This window comes from Lentzea sp. NBRC 105346 (genome assembly GCF_030269605.1).
Lineage (GTDB): Bacteria > Actinomycetota > Actinomycetes > Mycobacteriales > Pseudonocardiaceae > Lentzea.
Genome location: NZ_BSTQ01000004.1, coordinates 55,399 through 75,334, shown reverse-complemented (window position 1 = coordinate 75,334; position 19,936 = coordinate 55,399). Strand labels below are relative to the sequence as shown.

At 69.4% G+C, this 19,936-nt stretch carries 12 protein-coding genes; 6 read left to right on the top strand and 6 right to left on the bottom strand.

Annotated features, from left to right (window positions below):
- Window positions 1-24 precede the first annotated feature (24 nt).
- From QSK35_RS10335 to QSK35_RS10310, 6 genes are all read left to right on the top strand, one after another.
- Window positions 25-3,642 carry an ABC transporter ATP-binding protein gene (locus QSK35_RS10335; protein WP_352243706.1) on the top strand — a complete coding sequence of 1,206 codons (3,618 nt, stop codon included), beginning with the start codon at window positions 25-27 and terminating at the stop codon, window positions 3,640-3,642.
- A gap of 673 nt (window positions 3,643-4,315) precedes the next feature.
- Window positions 4,316-7,993: a multifunctional oxoglutarate decarboxylase/oxoglutarate dehydrogenase thiamine pyrophosphate-binding subunit/dihydrolipoyllysine-residue succinyltransferase subunit gene (locus QSK35_RS10330; protein ID WP_285744630.1), complete on the top strand. Its 3,678-nt coding sequence runs from the start codon at window positions 4,316-4,318 to the stop codon at window positions 7,991-7,993.
- Between the two features lie 77 nt (window positions 7,994-8,070).
- Window positions 8,071-8,253: a DUF6104 family protein gene (locus QSK35_RS10325; protein ID WP_285744628.1), complete on the top strand. Its 183-nt coding sequence runs from the start codon at window positions 8,071-8,073 to the stop codon at window positions 8,251-8,253.
- A gap of 25 nt (window positions 8,254-8,278) precedes the next feature.
- Window positions 8,279-8,446, top strand: coding sequence for an FxSxx-COOH cyclophane-containing RiPP peptide (fxsA, locus tag QSK35_RS10320; protein ID WP_285744626.1), 168 nt, complete (start codon window positions 8,279-8,281; stop codon window positions 8,444-8,446).
- A gap of 2 nt (window positions 8,447-8,448) precedes the next feature.
- Window positions 8,449-9,618, top strand: a complete 1,170-nt coding sequence (locus tag QSK35_RS10315) for an FxsB family cyclophane-forming radical SAM/SPASM peptide maturase (protein WP_285744624.1) — start codon at window positions 8,449-8,451, stop codon at window positions 9,616-9,618.
- On the top strand, window positions 9,615-10,604 hold the full coding sequence (locus QSK35_RS10310) for an aKG-HExxH-type peptide beta-hydroxylase (protein WP_285744622.1): 990 nt from the start codon (window positions 9,615-9,617) through the stop codon (window positions 10,602-10,604). The genes QSK35_RS10315 and QSK35_RS10310 overlap by 4 nt, the downstream gene beginning before the upstream one ends.
- Here the strand turns inward: QSK35_RS10310 and fxsT are convergent.
- The 6 genes from fxsT to QSK35_RS10280 form a co-directional block, all read right to left on the bottom strand.
- Complete coding sequence (gene fxsT, locus QSK35_RS10305) at window positions 10,601-14,662, bottom strand: FxSxx-COOH system tetratricopeptide repeat protein (RefSeq protein WP_285744620.1); 4,062 nt, start codon at window positions 14,660-14,662, stop codon at window positions 10,601-10,603. The genes QSK35_RS10310 and fxsT overlap by 4 nt on opposite strands.
- Window positions 14,662-15,663, bottom strand: coding sequence for an AAA family ATPase (locus QSK35_RS10300; RefSeq protein ID WP_285744617.1), 1,002 nt, complete (start codon window positions 15,661-15,663; stop codon window positions 14,662-14,664). The genes fxsT and QSK35_RS10300 overlap by 1 nt, the downstream gene beginning before the upstream one ends.
- 13 nt (window positions 15,664-15,676) lie before the next feature.
- Complete coding sequence (locus QSK35_RS10295; RefSeq protein WP_285744615.1) at window positions 15,677-17,083, bottom strand: VMAP-C domain-containing protein; 1,407 nt, start codon at window positions 17,081-17,083, stop codon at window positions 15,677-15,679.
- Window positions 17,084-17,158: 75 nt separating this feature from the next.
- Entirely contained in the window at window positions 17,159-18,040 is an 882-nt protein-coding gene (locus QSK35_RS10290; protein WP_285744613.1) for an effector-associated domain 2-containing protein, read from the bottom strand.
- A gap of 468 nt (window positions 18,041-18,508) precedes the next feature.
- Window positions 18,509-19,501, bottom strand: coding sequence for an aldo/keto reductase (locus tag QSK35_RS10285; RefSeq protein WP_285744611.1), 993 nt, complete (start codon window positions 19,499-19,501; stop codon window positions 18,509-18,511).
- A gap of 42 nt (window positions 19,502-19,543) precedes the next feature.
- A complete protein-coding gene (locus tag QSK35_RS10280) occupies window positions 19,544-19,930 on the bottom strand; it encodes a Rieske (2Fe-2S) protein (RefSeq protein ID WP_285744610.1) in 387 nt (128 codons plus the stop codon).
- Between the last annotated feature and the right edge of the window lie 6 nt (window positions 19,931-19,936).

The following is a 19,936-nucleotide window of genomic DNA, read 5'->3' as shown; positions in this document are numbered from 1 at the left end:
TGGCAGCACCGGCGCTTGGTGGTGCTGTCGGTGGCCGCTGCCGTCGTGGGCGTCGGACTCCAGGCCGCGGGCCCGTTGCTCCTCAAGACCGCTATCGACGACTCCGCGGCCGGGCGGACAAGTCGACTTGTGCCTTTGATGATCGGCCTGGTCGTCCTGGAGCTGCTGACGTTCGGCTCGGCGTTCCTGCGCCGCTACCTCGGCGGCCGCTTGGCGCTGGACGTCCAGCACGACCTGCGGCAGCGCGTCTTCGGCTCGGTGCAACGCCTGGACGGCGCGAAGCAGGACGCGATGCGCACCGGCCAGATCGTGTCCCGCTCGATCACCGACCTGCAGCTGGTGCACTCACTGCTGTCGATGGTCCCGCTGGCCATCGGCACGGTGGCGTTCGCGCTGGCCGCGCTGGGCGCGATGGTCTGGCTGTCGCCGCCGCTGACGGTGATCGCGCTGATCGTCCTGCCCTGCGTGGCGTGGATGGCGGGCCGCAGCCGCCTGACGCTCTTCCCGGCCACCTGGTCGGCCCAGCAACGGGCCGCGGACCTGGCGCAGCACGTCGAGGAGACGGTCACCGGCGTCCGGGTCGTGAAGGGCTTCGGTCAGGAGGCCCGCGAGGTGTCCCGGCTGGAGGAACACTCGCGCAAGCTGTTCGCCGAACGCATGCGGGCCGCGAAGCTCACCGCGAAGCCGATGGCGACGGTCACGGCGCTGCCCGCGCTGGGGCAGGTGGCGGTCCTCGCGCTGGGCGGCTGGCTGGCGCTGCACCAGCAGGTGAGCCTGGGCACGTTCCTGGCGTTCGCCACGTATGTCGCCACGCTGGTCGGCCCGACGCGCCTGCTGTCGAGCATGGTCGTCAACGCCCAGCTGGCCCGAGCGGGCATCGAGCGCGTGTACGAGCTGATCGACTCACAGCCCGAGGTGGTAGACGGTCCCGGCGAGGTGCCCACCGGCCCGGTGGGCCTGCAGTTCGACGACGTCACGTTCGGCTACACGCGCAGCGAACCGGTGCTGCGCGACTTCTCGATCTCCGTGGCCCCAGGCGAAACCCTCGCACTGGTGGGCACGGCGGGTTCCGGCAAGTCGACGGTCTCGTTGCTGCTGCCCAGGTTCTACGACGTCCACAAAGGTGCGGTCCGGGTCGGCGGCGTAGATGTCCGCACGCTGCGGCTGGGTTCGCTGCGCGGCACCGTCGGCGTGGTCTTCGAGGAAGCCTTCCTGTTCTCCGACACGGTGTTCGCCAACATCGCGTACGGCCGCCCGCACGCTTCGACGGAAGACGTCGTGCGCGCGGCAAAAGCCGCCGAGGCCCACGACTTCATCACCGCCCTCCCGAATGGCTACGACACGGTCGTAGGAGAACGAGGCCTCACACTCTCCGGCGGCCAGCGCCAACGAGTAGCCCTGGCCCGCGCGCTGCTGTCCGACCCGAGAGTCCTGATCCTGGACGACGCGACGTCCGCAGTGGACACCGCCACCGAGGCGGCCATCCACGCCACCCTCGCCTCGGTCACGGCCGACCGCACCACCCTGCTGATCGCCCACCGCCGTTCATCACTGGCTCTGGCCGACCGCATCGCGGTCCTGGACAAGGGCCACGTAGTAGACATCGGCACACACGCCGAACTGACCGCGCGCTGCGCCCTGTACCGCGAGCTACTGGCCGGCCCAGGCGAGGCGATCGAGGCCCCGGCCGCCGCCCCCACCGGCAACCTGTGGCCGGGGCCAACGCAGGAAATCGTCGAACACCACCGGGCCGCCCCAACCGTCTCCGGCCGCAAGGGCGGCGGAGGCACCAACGCGGCCCTGGCGGGCGGCCCGCCGACGCCAGAACTCCTGGCAAAGGTCAACGCCCTCCCCCCGGCCACCGAGCAACCGTCGCTGGGCACCGAGGACCCAAGCGCCCCGGACCCCGCCTTCAGCCTGCGCACCCTGCTCCGCCCGGTCCGCTGGGCGCTGCTGCTGGTAGGCGCCCTACTGGTGATCGACGCCCTGGTCGGCATGGGCCTACCCGCCCTGGTCCGGCTGGGCGTAGACGGCGGCGTGGTCCAGGGCCGCACCTCCACCCTGTGGCTGGCCGCCGCCTTGGGCGTGGCACTGGTAGCGATCAACTGGCTGACCACGACGACCAGCTCGGTGCTGGCCGCCCGCCTGGGCGAACGCCAGCTCTACCTGCTCCGAGTCCGCAGCTACGCCCACCTGCAACGCCTGGGCCTGGACTACTACGAGCGCGAGATGGCCGGCCGCATCATGACGCGGATGACGACGGACGTGGACGCGCTGTCGACGTTCCTGCAAACCGGCCTGGTAACCGCAGTGATCAGCCTGATCACAGTCGTGGGCATCACGATCGCCCTGGTAGCAACCGACCCGTCGCTATCCCTGATCGCCCTCGCGGCCGTCCCGATCCTGCTGGCCGCAACAGTGATCTTCCAGCGCCTCTCCTCAGTCGCGTACGCCGAAGCCCGCGAGCGCGTAAGCGCAGTCAACGCCGACCTACAGGAGAACGTCTCCGGCCTACGCGTCTCCCAGGCCTACACGAGGGAGGAACACTCAGCCGACGCCTTCGCAGCGCGCAGCGACGCCTACCGAGTCACGCGCCTACGGGCCCAGCGCTACATCGCCACGTACTTCCCCTTCGTGGCAATGCTCTCGGGCGTAGCCCAGGCGGTAGTCCTGGCAGTAGGCGCCCACCGGGTAGCCACCGGCACCCTGACCCCAGGCGTCCTGCTGGCGTTCCTGCTGTACCTGGGCCTCTTCTTCGCCCCGGTCCAATCCCTGTCGGGTGTCTTCGACGGCTACCAGCAGGCACGTGTCGGTCTACGCCGAATCGGCGACCTGCTGCGCACCCCGAGCACAGTCCAGCCCCCGACGACCCCGATCCCGGTCCCCCCTCGCCTACGCGGCAAGGTCGAGCTCCGCAACGTCACCTTCCAGTACCCAGGCACGGACCACCCAGCCCTGGACGACATCAACCTGACCGTCACCCCAGGCGAAACCGTCGCCCTGGTAGGCGCCACGGGTGCGGGCAAGTCAACCTTGGTCAAACTGGTCGCCCGCTTCTACGACGTCACGTCCGGCCAGGTCCTGATCGACGACGTGGACGTCCGCGACTACGACCTGTCGGCGTACCGCCAACGCCTGGGCGTAGTCCCTCAGGAGGCCCACCTCTTCGGCGGCGACGTAGCGGAGAACGTGAGCTACGGCCGCCCCACGGCCACTCGCGACGAAATCCAGCAGGCCACCACAGCCGTAGGCGCCCTCCCAATGGTCGCCTCGCTACCCAACGGCTTCCACCAGCAGGTCGGCGAACGCGGCAACGCCCTGTCGGCGGGCCAGCGCCAACTGATCGCCCTGGCGAGAGCCGAACTGGTAGACCCGGATCTCCTGCTCCTGGACGAGGCGACCGCAGCCCTGGACCCGTCCACCGAGTCGGCGGTGCTGGCGGCAAGCGACCACTTATCGGGCAGCCGCACAACCTTCGTAGTCGCGCACCGCCTGGCAACGGCGGCAAGGGCGGATCGCATAGTCGTGCTAGGGCACGGCCGCGTCCTGGAACAGGGCACACACGCCGAGCTCCTAGAGGCCAACGGCGCCTACGCCCACCTATGGCACCACGGCACCACAGACACAGACGAAGCCGCCTAATCCCAACCCACTACGCAACGCAACGGGCGAGCGAAGCGAAGCCCCACGCGCGCGCAGCGCGCAAAGCCCCCAGGTGATGGGGCCCCTCCCGTCGCAGCGCAGGCGAAGCCCTGCCGCCTCTGGTGCGCTGCGACGGGAGGGCCCGCCACCAAAGCAACCCACCACCCAAACCCAGCCCCGGTCCCCTCTCGGAGCTGTGCCGGGGTCTGGGGCGGAGCTCCAGGAGCACCCCGAGACGCGAAGCAGCCTCGGGGTCTGGAGCTCAGGAGCACCCCAAGACACGAAGCCGTACCGGTCCAGCTTGGGTTCCAGCAATCGTCACAACGCCGAACGCGAGCAGGTGTCGCACTAGCCGCAATCCGAAAGCCACGCGCGGCACGAGGCCCGAAGAAACCCAGCCCACACCCACGAAGAGTGAACGCACGGAAGCCCACCGTGCGTATCCCCCGACAACCCCGCAGGATGATCCACAGACCGAGGAAGGGCAGACGAATTGAGACACACATCAAGAAATGCTCAAGCCCGGCTGACGCCGGCCCCGTCCTGATCGATCCTGTGACAGAGCACTCCTTGCCAGGCCGCTCCCGTGTATGAAGCCCAGCCGACGGGGGACTAGCCTGACTAGCGCATGAGTAATCACCAAGAGCGAGATGGATAGAGGCGAGCGCCAGCCGTGTCCAGCAGCAGTCCTGCGTCACAATTCGGGCCGAACGAGTGGCTCGTCGAGGAGATGTACGAGCAGTTCCTCGCGGACCCGTCATCCGTAGACCCGGCATGGCATGACTTCTTTGCCGACTACAAGCCGACGCAGCGCGCGGCGGGCAACGGGAACACCGCTGCCGCCTCCGCAGCAGCGCCCACCACGCCGCCGGCCGACAACGGCAAGGCGACCACCACGGTGACCGCACCGAAGCCGCAGGAGGCCCCGAAGGCCCCCGCCGCGAAGCCGGCGGCGGCGAAGCCCGCTCCCGCGCAGGCGGCGAAGGCGGCTCCGGTGAAGGCCTCCGCGGGTCCCGAGCAGAAGCAGCTGCGCGGCGCCTCCGCCGCGATCGCGAAGAACATGGAGCTTTCGCTCACCGTTCCGACCGCGACCAGCGTGCGCGCCGTGCCCGCGAAGCTCCTCGCGGACAACCGCATCGTGATCAACAACCACCTGAAGCGGACGCGTGGCGGGAAGGTCTCCTTCACGCACGTGATCGGCTACGCGGTGGTCCGGGCGCTGCAGGCGTACCCGAACATGAACCGGCACTACGCCGAGGTCGACGGCAAGCCGTTCGTCGTCACGCCGGAGCACGTGAACTTCGGCCTCGCGATCGACCTGCCCGGCAAGGACGGCAGCCGGTCCCTGGTCGTCGCGTCGATCAAGGGCTGCGAGAACATGACGTTCACGCAGTTCTGGCAGGCGTACGAGGACCTGATCCGCAAGGCCCGCAGCGGTTCGCTGACCGCCGAGGACTTCTCCGGCACGACGATCTCGCTGACGAACCCCGGCACGATCGGCACGAACCACTCGGTTCCGCGCCTCACGGCCGGTCAGGGCGCGATCATCGGCGTCGGCGCCATGGAGTACCCCGCGCACTTCCAGGGCACCAGCGAGCAGGCCCTGACCGACATGGGTGTCAGCAAGATCATCACCCTCACCAGCACGTACGACCACCGCATCATCCAGGGCGCGGAGTCGGGCGAGTTCCTCAAGCGGATCCACCAGCTGCTGCTGGGCGAGGACGGCTTCTACGACGACATCTTCACGTCGCTGCGGCTGCCGTACGAGCCGATCCGCTGGGTCGCCGACATCCCCGAGGGCGCGGTCGACAAGACCGCCCGCGTCATCGAGCTGATCGACGCCTACCGCACGCGCGGCCACCTGATGGCCGACACGGACCCGCTGAACTACCGTCAGCGCCGCCACGAGGACCTCGACGTCCTCAGCCACGGCCTGACGCTGTGGGACCTGGACCGCGAGTTCCCGGTCGGCGGCTTCGCCGGCCAGGAGCGGATGAAGCTGCGCGACATCCTCGGTGTGCTGCGCAACTCCTACTGCCGCACGATCGGCGTGGAGTACATGCACATCCTGGAGCCGGAGGAGCGCAACTGGATCCAGGAGCGCGTCGAGGTTCCGCACGAGAAGCCGCCGGCCACCGTGCAGAAGTACATCCTCAGCAAGCTCAACGCGGCCGAGGCCTTCGAGACGTTCCTGCAGACGAAGTACGTCGGCCAGAAGCGGTTCTCGCTGGAGGGCGGCGAGACCGTCATCCCGCTGCTCGACGCGGTGCTCGACAAGGCCGCCGAGCACGAGCTGGACGAGGTCGTCATCGGCATGCCGCACCGCGGCCGCCTGAACGTCCTGGCGAACATCGTCGGCAAGCCGATCTCGCAGATCTTCCGCGAGTTCGAGGGCAACCTCGACCCCGGCCAGGCGCACGGCTCGGGCGACGTGAAGTACCACCTCGGCGCCGAGGGCAAGTACTTCCGCATGTTCGGCGACGGCGAGACCAAGGTGTCGCTGACCGCGAACCCCTCGCACCTCGAGGCGGTCGACCCGGTGCTCGAGGGCATCGTGCGCGCCAAGCAGGACCTGATCGACAAGGGCGGTGACTTCTTCCCCGTCCTGCCGGTCGCCCTGCACGGTGACGCGGCGTTCGCCGGCCAGGGTGTCGTCGCGGAGACGCTGAACCTGGCGCTGGTCCGCGGCTACCGCACCGGCGGCACCGTGCACATCGTGGTGAACAACCAGGTCGGCTTCACCACCGCGCCGGAGCACTCGCGGTCGTCCAAGTACTCGACCGACGTCGCGAAGATGATCGGTTCGCCGGTCTTCCACGTGAACGGCGACGACCCGGAGGCGTGCTACTGGGTCGCGAAGCTGGCGGTCGACTACCGCCAGAAGTTCCACAAGGACGTCGTGATCGACATGGTCTGCTACCGCCGCCGCGGTCACAACGAGGGCGACGACCCCTCGATGACCCAGCCGGCGATGTACGACGTGATCGACCAGAAGCGTTCGGTCCGCAAGACCTACACCGAGGCACTGATCGGCCGCGGCGACATCACGGTCGAAGAGGCCGAGAAGGCGCTGCAGGACTTCTCCAGCCAGCTCGAGCACGTGTTCAACGAGGTCCGGGAGCTGGAGAAGCATCCGATCAAGGCGAGCCCGTCGGTCGAGGCGGAGCAGCAGGTCCCGGCGAAGCTGTCGACCGGCATCAGCCGCCAGATGATGGAGCACATCGCCGACGCGCACGTGAACCTGCCCGAGGGCTTCACGCCGCACGCTCGCGTCAAGCCGGTGCTGGAGCGCCGCGCCAAGATGGCGCGCGAGGGCGGCATCGACTGGGCGTTCGCGGAGCTGCTGGCGTTCGGCTCGCTCGCGATGGAGGGTCGCAAGATCCGCCTGGCCGGTCAGGACTCGCGCCGCGGCACGTTCGTGCAGCGCCACGCGACCCTGGTCGACCGCAAGACCGGCGAGGAGTACACGCCGCTGCAGAACCTGTCGGACGACCAGGGCAAGTTCATGGTCTACGACTCGGTGCTGTCGGAGTTCGCGGCGCTGGGCTTCGAGTACGGCTACTCGGTGGCGAACCCGCAGGCGCTGGTCCTGTGGGAGGCGCAGTTCGGCGACTTCGTCAACGGCGCGCAGCCGATCATCGACGAGTTCATCTCGTCCGGTGAGGCCAAGTGGGGTCAGCGTTCCGACGTCGTGATCCTGCTGCCGCACGGCCACGAGGGTCAGGGCCCGGACCACACGTCCGGCCGCATCGAGCGCTGGCTGCAGCTGTGCGCCGAGGGCTCGATGACCGTCGCGGTCCCGTCGACGCCGGCGAACTACTTCCACCTGCTGCGCCGCCACGCCCTCGACGGCGTCGACCGGCCGCTGGTGGTGTTCACGCCGAAGTCGATGCTGCGCCTCAAGGCCGCGGTCAGCCCGGTCGAGGAGTTCCTCGAGGACCGCTTCCAGTCGGTCATCGACGACCCGACCGTCAGCGACGTCAACGCGGTCACGAAGGTCCTGCTGTGCAGCGGCAAGATCTCCTACGAGCTCCACTCGGAGCGGGAGAAGCGCGCTGCCAAGGACACCGCGATCGTGCGGGTCGAGCAGCTGTACCCGGTGCCGGCGAAGAAGCTGACCGAGATCCTCGAGCGCTACCCGAACCTCACCGACATCCGGTGGGTCCAGGAGGAGCCGGCGAACCAGGGCGCCTGGCCGTTCTACGGCCTGGCCCTGCCCGAGCTGCTGGAGGGCAAGCTGGGCAACGTCCGCCGCGTGTCGCGCCGGCCGATGGCCGCGCCGTCCGCGGGCTCGAGCAAGGTGCACGAGGTCGAGCAGCGCGAGATCATTACCCGCGCCTTCGACTAGTTCTCTGCCGTTAGGGGCACCCTCACGACGTTCCGCGTCGCAAGGGTGCCCCTAACGGCACTTCAGGGAGAGACACGATGTACTTCACCGATCGCGGCATCGAGGAGCTCGAGGACCGGCGCGGCGACGAGGAGGTCACCCTCGCGTGGCTCGCCGACAAGCTCCGCAGCTTCGTCGACGCCAATCCGGACTTCGAGACGGCCATCGAGCGTTTCGCGACCTACCTCGCACGCGATGACGAGGATGACCCCGAAGACTAGGACCGAATAAGCTAGTCTTCGCGCGGTGAGTGCTGCGCACGGGCCGTCGACAGATCTGGTCGACCTCACCAACGTCCCTCTCGCCGAGCTGCTGACGCTCGAGGACTCGGCGTTGGCGCACGCCCTGCGCAGGATTCGACGAGAGCTCGACAATCCCGAAGAGGCGATAGCGGGCTTCCAGAACCGCATCTGATCATGGGTGCCGAGTGGCCGACGGATCTACTGGACGTCGATGCCCTGCTGGCCCGGGGTTTCCGGCCGGTTCCGTTCCAGCAGTTCGTGCTCAAGGTGCACAGCCGGTGCGACTTGAGCTGCGAGTATTGCTTCGTTTACGCCATGGCGGACCAGACGTGGCGCTCGACGGCGGGCCGGATGCCGTTCACGGTTCTCGAGAAAACCGCCGCACGTATCGCCGAGCACGTCGAACGACACGGGTTGCCGCGAATCGACGTGACCCTGCACGGCGGTGAACCCTTGCTCGCCGGTGGAGAGTTCCTCGCCACCGCGGCGGCAACGCTCAGAGCGCGGGTGCCCGCGCCCGTCACGGTCGGCCTGCAGACCAACGCCGTGCGGCTCGACGAGGAACTGCTGACGACGTTCGCCGAACATGACATCCGGGTCGGGGTGAGCATCGACGGCCCGGCGGAGGCGCACGACGCCAACCGCAGGTTCGCGGACGGGCGCGGCAGCCACGCGCACACCGCCAAAGGTCTGGAACTGTTGCGGGACAAGCGGTTCCGGCACCTGTACGGCGGCCTGTTGTGCGTCATCCCGCTCGACACGGACCCGGTCCGGACCTACGACGCGCTGCTCGACCACGAGCCGCCCGCCATCGACCTGCTGCTGCCGCACGCGAACTGGACGACGCCGCCGCGGCGCGGCTACGGCGACTGGCTCGCCGCGGTGTTCGACCGCTGGTACGACGCTCCGACAAGGCGCACGAGCATCCGGCTGTTCGAGGAGATCATCAACCTGTTCCTCGGCGGCAGCAGCCGGGTGGAGAGCGTGGGCCTGAGTCCCGTCGCCCTGCTCGTCGTCGACACCGGCGGCTCGTTCGAACAGGTCGACTCGCTGCGCTCGGCGTACCACGGCGCCGCGCGGACGGGGCTGAACGTCTTCGACGACAGCATGGACACCGCGCTCGCGCACCCGGCCATCGCAGCGCGCCAGATCGGCACGCGTGCGCTCGCCGACGCCTGCCTGTCGTGCGACATCCTCGACATCTGCGGTGGCGGCTACTACCCGCACCGCTACCGGGAGGGCATTGGCTTCCGGAACCCATCCGTGTACTGCCCGGACCTCACCCGGCTGATCAAGCATGTCGCCGGCCGAGTGCACGCGGATCTGCGGAGAATCCAGCCGTGAAACGGATTCCGCTCAGCTGGGAGGCGTTCGACCTGCTGGCCACGGGCCGCAGCGACGCGCGGTCGCTCGCCACGCTCAAGGCGGGCCAGTTCAGCAAGCACATGCTGTTGCTGCGCCTGGTGAAGACCGAGACGGACCTGTGTCTCGACGCGCTCGAGGAGCTGTCTCCCGACCGCTTCACCGAGATCGTGTCCGATCCGCACTTCGGCGCGTGGGCGGCCCGGACGTTGCGCTCCGCCGCGAAGGCGGACCTAGGCGACGTCCTCTCCCAGCCGGAGCACCGGAGGTACCTGTCAGCCCGGTTCGGTGACGACGTGATCTCGTTGCTGCTCAACGACTTCAGCCCCTACCGCGACCTGCCGCGGCTACCACCGGCCGGCCGGCTGCCGGACGACGCCGTGAGCCTCTGGCAGGACATGTTCACCGAGGCGTGGACGATCCTCGCGCGCGACCACGCGGAACACGCGGCGGAGATCTCGTCGTGCATCGTCTCGCTGGTTCCCTTGCAGCACAACGCACAGCAGCGGTTCAGCGCGACCGCGCGCGACGCGTTCGGCGCGGTCGCGCTGACGACGCCGACCGGCGGCACGGACTTCGCGGTGACGCTCGTGCACGAGTGCCAGCACACGAAGCTCGACGCGCTGCTCGACCTCGTCGAGCTGTACGACCCGTCGGACACCCGCCGCTACTACTCCCCCTGGCGCGCCGATCCACGCCCGAACTGGGGCGTGCTGCATGGAACCTACGCGTTCCTGGGCGTCGCCGAGTTCTGGCGCCTGGAAGGAAACCGGTTCGAGTTCGCGCACACGGCCGAGCAGCTGCGCCGGGCGCTGGACGTCCTCGACACCACCCGGCTCACCGAGTCCGGGCGCCGGTTCGCCCGCGGCATGCGGTCCACTGTGGACAGCTGGGCCGTGCCCGACGAGCCGGAGGCGACAGCCGCTGTCGAACGCCACTGGACCACCTGGCAGGCCGCCAACGCCTAGCTCGGCGCGGGCTCCACGTCGCAGTCCAGCCGGCGGCCCGCCGCCGCGGCGACGACATCGGGGTGCCACACACCGAGCCGCAGTCCCAGCTCGCGCACCCCTTCCTCGACCTCTCCGGCGTTCACGGCGCACATGAGCGTGTCGGGATGGTGGTCACCCCTGGTCCGCCGCGACCGCAGCAGCGTGTCGAAGTCCAGCCACGTGTTGGGTGTGCCGAGCGCTGCCAGATCGTTGCCCAGGTTGGTGGCGCAGCACAGCGACGTCGGGTGGTCGCGGCCCAGCACGGTGTCCAGGTCCTCGAGCGTGCGTGCGTTGAGCTCCCGCGCCTCGGCGACATCGCCGTTGTGCCGCAACACGATCGCGAGGTTCACCGCGCAGGCGAGGGTGAACGGGTGCCGCTCGCCGAAGTAGTGCGCGCGGTACCGGCCGTACGCCTCGCGACCGATCCGCAGCGCCTCGGCGATCGAGCCGGCGCAGCGCAACGCGTTGCAGTAGCTCATCATCGCGGCGAGCGTGTGCTCGTGGTCGTCGCCGAGCCTGCGGCACGTCGCGTGGAAGTTCTCCTCCGCCAGCGACAACGCGCGGGTGAAGTCGCCGGTCTTGCGCAGCGCGATCACGACGTTGCGCATGGCCAGCAGCACCTGCGTGTTGTTGCCGCCGAGCACCTCGCGGTGCACCGGGAGCACCCTTTCCTGGTGGCGCAACGCCTCCGCGTACAGGCCGAGCCCGAGCAGGTCGCGGATGAGGTTGCTGGTCACCCACAACGTGGCCGGGTCGTCCGGGCCGTCGAGATCCTCGCGCCGGCGCACGGTGCCCTGGTCGAGCTCGAACGCGGCCATCGGGTCGCCGAGCTGACGCAGGTCGACGGCGAGGTTGTTGGCGGTGCGCAACGTCAACGGGTGCAGGTCGCCCCACTTCCGGCGGTGCCGGGCGAGGTTCGCCTCGTCGAGCTGCCGCGCCTCGGCGAACCGGCCCATCGCGCGCAGGTCTGCACCCACGCTGTTCGCGCTGGCCAGAGTGTGTTCGTGGTCGGGCCCGAAGATCCGCGCGAACCGGTCGTGGGTGTCCTGGTCGAGCTGCCACGCCGTCTCGACCTCGCCGAGCGCGCGCAGCGAGTTGGCCCAGTTCCTCGTGGCCACCAGCGTGATCTCATCGTTGGCCCCGAACCCGCGTTGCCACGCGATCACGGCGAGCTTGCTCAGGGCGCGGCTGCCCTCGTAGTCGCCGGTCGAGTACAGGAAGCGCAGCTGGTCCAGCACGGCCGTGCGCACGGCCGACCCGTTCGCATAGATCATCGCCGCAGGCACCACGTGCGGGGCGATCTCGCGGTGCCGCGGCCACGTGCTCCGATCGTCCGGATGCCCCGGATTCACCGCGGCCAGGATCTCGTGCACGCATTCGCGCAACCGCGTGTGCTGCCCAGATGGGAGCCGGCCGTGCACCACCGTCTGCACGAGCCGGTGCACCTCGATCCGGTCGCGCATCAGGTCGAGCCGGGCGAGCGCGTACCTGGCGATTTGCTCGGCCGCCGCGTGCAGACGGACGTCGCTGCGCAACGTCTCCGCCAGGGGTTCTGGTAGATCCGCCGTGCTGCCGTCGCGCAACAGCTGCAACGAGATCGGCGCGGGCCCGAAGAACGCGAGCAGTTCGAGCAGCCGAGCCGCGGCGGGCGCGCCCTTCTCCAGCGCCGCAAACGCGACCGCCCAGGTCGCGGCGACCGACGGCGGATAGTTGTCGCCGGGTCCGCGTTCCTGCGTGCCGAACTGCTGCTCCAGCAGCCTCAGGTACTCCGCGACCGGCATGGTCGTCTCGGCGATCGACGCCGCCGCCTGTTCCAGCGCCAGCGGGAGGTCACCGAGGCGGTCGGCGAGCTCACCGGCCTCGTCGGCCGTGATGTCGGGCCGACGGCGACGCACCAGTTCGACGCTCTCGGCGCGGGAGAACACGTCGACCTCGACCGAGGTGGCAAGTATCGACCAAGAACGGTTGCGCGTAGTGATCAGTATGTGGCCGGCTTCCTCGGGCACGAACTGCCTGCGCAGCTCCGGCGCGTCGAACTTATCGAAGTTGTCGAAGACCAGCAGCCACTTCCGGTACGGCGTACCGGCTCGCAGCGCGTGGAGCACGGCGGCCACCGCGCGTTTGGCGTCGCGGGTGCGCGGCAGCCCCATCCGGGCGCCGAGCTCGACGAACGACGCGCGGATCTGCGTGACGTCATCGGCCCGGATCCACCAGATCAGGTCGTAGTCTCCCGCGTACGCGTGCACGTACTCGATCGCGAGCTGGGTCTTGCCCACGCCGCCCGGACCGTGCGACGCGCTGGGCAGCAACGCGACGCGCGCGCCGTTCGAGGTCAGCAGCCGCCGCAACCGGGTCAGCAGCTCGCGGCGGCCGGTGAAGTTCGGGTTGCGCGGCGGAACTCCGCCCATGATCGCGGGCTGCGAACGACCGTTGCGGCCGCTCGGTTTCTCGGGCGAGATCACGCGGTCCAGACGCGCGGCGGCGTCGGCGTAGCGTCCACCGAGCCTGCGCAGCACCTCCTGTGCCACCTCGGCGAAGGGCCGGCCGAGCTCGGAGAGGCCGGGCACCGGCGCCGTCCCGGTGAGCAGCGCCCGGAAGTCCAATGTGGACCCGAGGCGGCGGGTGACGAAGTCAGACACCTTCGCGAGCACCTGCAGGGCGTCCGGGCTGGAAAGGTCCGCGAGCAGCTCGCCGCGCACGCCGGGACGGAAGTCGTACTGGTCCTCGTCGGGTGACCGACCGCCATGCTCGTCGTCATCGGCGCTACGCACCAGCAGGCCGCTGAGGAACACCTCGGCCAGGTGGGACGGCCGCGACGCGGGCAGCATCGCGCCCTGGACCAGCCGCATCACGGGCAACGAGAGCGGAGCGCCCGCCAGGCAGACCGCGAGCCGGTAGGCCTCGGTGGACGCGCTGGAACGGAACCGCTGGACCAGGACCTCGGGCGGCACCGCGGTGCCGGCCGCCTCCGGCAGCGGCTCGTGGTCGCCGCGCAGCCCGGTGAACAACGCCATGTGGTTGTCCCAGGAACCGGTCCCGGTGACCAGGCCCGTCCACGCCGCGAGCCACCGCGGTTCCAGCTCGAACACGGGTACCGGCAGCCCGGCGCCGGACAGGTCCGCGAACGGCTCGCGCGGTTCGACGGCGTACCGCGCGTTCGGCTCGCCCGGCACGCCGGAGCGCAGGCGCACCGGTTGCAGCTCCTGCCCGCAGCCCGCCCACAACCGTTGCGGCAGGACCTGGGCGATGGCGACGGGACCGGCGCGCGCCATGAGTTCCAGCGCCGCCGCGACCGTCCCGTCGGCCCACGCCGCGCCGACGCAGTCGCTCACGACCAGCACCATGCGCCGGCCGGACGGATCGACGAACTCACGCGGGTCGTGTCCCGTTCCCGCTGGTGAGAGCGTGCCGTGCAGCACGCAGGCGCCTTCGGCGTCGCCGTCGAAGCGCCACACCCGCACGTCACGGAACGCGCCGAGCCGGCGCAGCATCGCGTGCAGCTCCGCGATCATGCGGTCCCACACCACCATCGACGCGCTCGCGTCGACCACGACCGCGAGGTCCATCCAGCGCTGCAGGACCGGACGGGTGCGCGGCACCCACAGCCCGGTCTCCGCGATCCGGCGCGCGGTGAGCTCCTCGTCGAGATCGCGTTCCGTGCGCGACGGCGCCTTGCGGCGCAACGGCCGCAGCGCGCGGCACAGCGCCAGCACGTCCGGGATCGCGGGCATGGCGGGACTGCGGGTGATCACGCCGAACTCGCCGTCGATCATTTTTCCGGGCGGCGGCAGGCGGTACGACGCCACCTCGGTGGACGGAGTGTGCTCACCGGCGTGATCCGGCGGGCGCGGAAGCCGTTGCGGCTCAGGTGGTTCCGGTGCGGGCGGCCGGCCTTCAAGGGCTGGGGGCAGCTCCGGTTCGACCGGCGCGCGCGGCAGCCGGTTCATGAAACCGGCGAGCCACAAGGCGTCAGCGAGTTCCTCGGCGGTGACGTCCGGATCCGCCTCGCGGGCCCACGCCACCAGCCGGTCGATCATCAGGGGCCACCCGAGCTGTCGAGCGGCCGGAACAACCGCTCGGTGAGGCGTTCACGGGTGGCGGCTTCGGGCCGGACGCCGGACGTCGCGATGTAGATGGCGTTGAGCAGCTGGTCGGTCGCCAGGTCTCCGAGGTCGCGCTTCTCCACGAACTGCTCGACGAGGTGCCGCGTGCCGTCGAGCGCGTCAGGTCCCAGGTGGCCCTCGATGATCTCGGCGAGCTTCTCGGCATCGGGCGGCTGGATGTTGAGGCGGATGCACCGGCGCAGGAAGGCGGGCGGGAACTCGCGTTCGCCGTTGCTCGTGATCACCACGAACGGGAAGGCCGCGCAACGCACCCGCCCGTGCCGGATCACCGCGGTCCGCCGTGGATCGGCGGTCATCACCTCGACCTCGGCCTGGTCGTCGGGCAGCCGGCTCAGCTCGGGTATCTCGAACTCGCCTTCCTCGAAGACGTTGAGCAGGTCGTTGGGCAGGTCGATGTCGCTCTTGTCGAACTCGTCGACCAGCAGCACCCGCGGCCGGCGGCCCGGCACGAACGACGTGCCGAGCGGTCCCAGCCGCAGGTAGCGCCCGATGTCCGGCGGCGCGTTGCCGTCGCGTTCCAGCGAAGCCTGCTCGAGCCTGCCGATCGGGTCGTAGCGGTACAGCCCGTCGTCCAGCTTGGAGTGACTGCTGATCGGCCAGTTCAGCACCGGGCCGAGGCCGAGCTCGTAGGCGACGCTGTAGGCGAGAGTGGACTTGCCGGTGCCGGGCTTGCCGGTCACGAGCAATGGCCTGCGCAGGTACAGGGCGGCGTTCACGATCTCGACGACCTCGGCGACCGGCCGGTAGACGCGGGCCCGGTCCGTCACGCCCGGCCGTCCCCCGACCGAGTCGTCCCAGTCCGGCGTGGCGGTGACCGGTCCGCCGTCGAACCGGCGCCACGGCGGTGGCTCGGGGAGACGGTCGACGCCGTCGTGCGGCTCGCCGGTTCCTCGGTAGATCAACCAGTCGGTCATGCCATGCCTCGAATCATCTTGGTGCGCGTAGCCGCGTGGATCGGGTGAACGACTCCGGGATGCGATCGGCGTCGTCCCAGAGCAGGGTCAGGTGTTCCCCCAGCAGCGGTCGCTCGGCTTCGCCGGTGACCTGCCTGCGCAGCCGCAGCACCTGCTGCGGCAGCTCCGCGACCCCGCGATCCGTCAGCCTCGCGGTCATGTCACGTTCGAAGCACTCCGCCAGTTCCCGGTTGCGGCACCAGAACACGATCGGCACCCCGGCGTAGAGCGCGGCGGTGAGCACGTCCGGGCCGAGCCGTGCGCTGTCGTCGGGTGGCGAGGTGAGCGCCACGGCGACGGGCACGTTGTCGAGCAGCAGCATCGAGTAGAGCGAGTCCGGTGTGTCCGATTCCCGCACCCAGTGCAGTGCCGTGGGCTCGGGGTCGTGTCCGTTGTGGTTGACCCAGCGCCACTTGCGCCGCCAGTGGCTGTGCAGGTCGCCACGGCGCATGCGGTCCAGGCTGCGCACCACGACCGGATATCGCGTGCCGATGCGGTGTGGGAAGAGGTCCTGGTCGATCTGCCACTGGTCGATGGGGTGGCCGAGCAGCGACCGCGGCAGCACGAACTCGATCGTCACGTTGTCCGCGCTGACGTCGTGCAACAGTCGCGACAGGATCACCGGGATCTCCGGCAGCGTCCGCGACACGTCGTCGCGGTGCAACGGTTCGGCCGGGAACCTGTTGTGCTGCAACCACACGGACAACAGGAACCGGCTCGGGTCGATCAGGTCCGGCTGCAGCCCGACCGTGACGTAGCAGGGCTCCTCCGCGTCCGCCAGCCACTCGGCCGTCCTCGTGCACAGCCGCGCCATGGCACTGTCCGGGATGCCCAGCCGGGCGCCGACGGCGTCGAGCCACCGGTGACAGGCGAGCCGGCCCGAGTCGAGCTGGTGGGCGACGCAGTCCACGAAGGCCAGCAGCGGCGGCGGCTCGCCCTCCGCCGAGGTGCACGTCTCGAGGTGCCGCACGACCGCGTCCACATCACCCCGGTCGAACTCGACGTTCCACCACGCCGGCGGGCTGGCCTGCCGGTAGGCGAGCGCGAGTGTTCGCCGGTCGACGTTCCCGAGCAGGCTTTCGAGCTGCTCACGCTCTGTCTGGTCGAGCAGCGCGTCCGGGAAGAGGAAGTCGATCAGCGCTTCCAGCTCGCTCATCGGCTTGCTGTGCTTGTGGAAGACGTTCACGACGCTCATCAGCCGGGTGACGCCATCCCGTTGGGACAGGCACGAGACGAGTAGAGACCACACATCGTGGTAGGCGTCGGCGTGCCGGGTGAGCGAGAGGTCGCCCATCGCCTCGACGTACAGGTCGCGGTTGGCCCGATCGCGCATGCCGGGCAGCCGGAGAAAGGCGTCGCACAGCCTCTCCAGCTCGTCCACCGACAGAGGTCGCTCGGCCCAACGCACCCGTACCCCCTGCCTCGCTACGGATCACACAGAAAAACGCACGGTCGCTCAGTCGCTCAACCAGTGACGCACGATTTCCCCCAGACGACGGATAGGCAGCGATTCACCTCCCTCGATGTCGCGCAGCGTCGCCATCAGGTTCTCCAGGCCGCGCTCGTATTCCAAACAGGTGCGGAGCAGTCCGATCACCTGCAACCGCGGCCGCGGGTTGTACGGCACCGCGTTCGCGATCTCCGGCCGGAGCAGTTCGAGCAACGTGCGGCGGCCGTCCTCGCTTCTGAGCGTCGGTACGGCGAGCAACGCGTCCACCAGTTCGACGAGGTCGCCCTGCTGTTCTTGTTTCCTAGGTCGGCCGTCGAACGTGCGCAGCCACGCCGGGGCTCGGGTGTGCTTCACCTGGATGTCGACGCGGCGGTAGACCTCCGGTTCGCTGGCCGGGTCTCTCGCCACGACCTCCCGGTAGAACTCGTCGGACACGATCAGCGCCAGCACCCCGTCCGATTCCCTGAGGGTGGTTCTGAGCTCGGTCGCGTCGACGAGCCGGAACGTGTGGATCACCGCGGTGCCGCCGAAGCCCTGACGGTCCTCGCGCACCTGGCCGGCGTGCAGTGCCACGCGCAGGCGGATCGTGGCGGGGCCGGCCGCCACCGCGTTGTGCCGTTTCAACGCCGACACCAGGCGGGCGGGGAGTTGTTCCGCGACGGTCACGGCGGAGGCGGTGACCGGCAGGAGGATCAGGGCGCCGTCGCCGCGGTCCTCGATCGTGCACGCGTTGGGGTCGATCCCGATCTCGCTCAGTGACAGCTGCAGGGCTTCGTACAGGCCTCGGCGGACCGCGTCCTGGTGTAGCTCGGTGCGGGCCGGGTCGCTGAAGCCTTCGACGTCCACGACGGCGATGAGGCGGTGCAGCACGGGAACAGGCTGGGTCACCACCCCTCACCCCCTCGCCACCACACCGCCATCATCGAACGTCGGGCGGTCATCCGCTACCAGGCGTACGTATCCCGTGCGGGTTCGTTAGACCCTCTAACTTCCGCGAGGCGCCCTTACGAACGCGAGGTGGGCTCGCGGGCGGTTCGTTAGACCCTCTAACCCCCGCGAGGCGCCCTCACGAACGCGAGGCGGGCTCGCGGGCGGTCCGTTAGACCCTCTAACCTCCGCAAGGCGGCTTCACGGTCGCGAGGGCGAGACGCCATAGCGTTCGTTAGAGGCTCTAACTCGCGCTAGGCGCCCTCACCGTCGCGAGAGCGAGACCCCGCACCGTCCGTTAGACCCTCTAACACCTGCTAAGCGGCCTCACGATCGCGAGACACACTCGCCACCGCAAGGCCGCAGAACCAGTCCCGTTCGTTAGACCCCTTCACCCCCGCAAGACACCCTCACGATGGCGAGCCGGCCTCACCAGGCGTAAGCCTCCGGCGCAGGCTTGGACCCGTTGGGCGCCGGCGCCGGGAACAGCTCGTCCAACTTGGCCAGCACGTCGTCATCGAGCTTCAACTCCGCCGCCCGCAACGACCCGTCTAACTGCGCCCCGGTCCGCGGCCCAATAATCGGCGCGGTCACGCCCTCCTGATGCAACAACCAGGCGAGACCGACGTTCGCGGGATCCTCCCCAAGATCAGCACAGAGCTTCTCGTAGGCATCGATGGTGTCCCGATGCTGCTCGAGCGCCTGCCCCGACCGCCCGGACTTGCTCCGCGACCCCTCCCCCTCGCGATGCTTGCGCAACGCCCCAGCGAGCAGCCCGCCGTGCAACGGCGACCACGGAATCACACCAAGCCCGTAGTGCCGGGCAGCAGGAAGAACCTCGAGCTCGATCCACCGAGTCAACAGGTTGTAGATCGACTGCTCACTGACCAGCCCGAGGAAGTTCCGATCCCGCGCAGCCTCCTGCGCCTGAGCGATGTGCCAGCCCGCGAAGTTGGACGATCCGAAGTAGATGACCTTGCCCTGCTGGCGCAGGACGGAGAACGCCTCCCAGATCTCGTCCCACGGAGTCGACCGGTCGACGTGGTGCATCTGGTAGAGATCGATGTAGTCGGTCTGCATCCGCCGCAGCGACGCCTCGCACGCCCGGCGGATGTTCAACGCGGACAGGAAGGTCTCGTTCGGCCAGTCGCCCATGCTGCCGTACAGCTTGGTCGCGATGACGGTGCGCTCACGGCGCTGACCACCGGTGGCGAACCAGCGGCCGATGATCTGCTCGGTGACGCCCTCGCCCTTCTGCCAGCCGTAGACGTTCGCGCTGTCGAAGAAGTTGATGCCGTGCTCGTGGGCCCGGTCCATGATCGCGTGGCTGTCGGCCTCCGACGTCTCCGGGCCGAAGTTCATCGTGCCTAGGCACAGCCGGGACACGGACAGGCCGCTGCGGCCGAGGTGGGTGTACTCCATGCCTCCAGCCTGCCCCGGTTGACAGGTCGTGGCCACGTGGAGCTACTCCAGCCGGATGGCGTCCCCCTGCACGGAGATCTTCTTCTCCGCAAGCGGCTGCGTCGCCGGCCCTTCGGCCACCGAGCCGTCGGCGATGTTGTACTTGCTGCCGTGGCATTCGCAGTTGATCGTCTCGCCCTGGACGTTCGCCACCGTGCAGCCCTGGTGCGTGCAGATCGCGCTGAACGCCTTGAACGTGCCCTGCTGCGGCTGCGTCACGACGACCTGCTTGTCGCCGATGATCACACCACCACCCGGTGGCACCGCCGAGGTCTTGACCAGCTCACCGGTCGGGTTCTGCGTGGGCGTCGACGGCGGCTTGCCGTACGTGCTGCACCCCGCGGCGGCGAGCCCGGCGCCCGCGATCACGGCTCGTCGGGACAGGCCCATCCGTTG